Here is a 261-nt window from a genome sequence, read left to right as displayed (position 1 = left end):
CCGACACCCGGCAGATGATCGGTGTGATGAACGCCGGCAACCCTTTGCGCACCTGGCGGTGCTCCAGGCGCGAGGCGTACACAAACGGGCGTAGGGTGACATCCACATGAAGGGTTTGTGCCGGTTCGCCGGCAAACAGACTGTCTACCTGTTCAACCGGCAAACAACCGACGGCTAATGCACCCAGGGGCACCGCAGCGTAGGTTTGGACATGTTGGGGGGATAACGCGCCATTGCCGTTTTCGGCGTCGGCCAACGAAG

Annotated in this window: 1 protein-coding gene; it reads right to left on the bottom strand. The window is 61.3% G+C overall.

The features are described 5' to 3' along the window. The coding region (locus AC0L3B_RS39720) for a hypothetical protein (RefSeq protein WP_473383349.1) at positions 1-261 on the bottom strand (261 nt) is incomplete at both ends.

It is taken from the genome of Bradyrhizobium sp. Kon56 (assembly GCF_055807635.1).
Note: the sequence above shows the minus strand (reverse complement) of the source record. Positions and strands in the feature narration are given on the sequence as shown.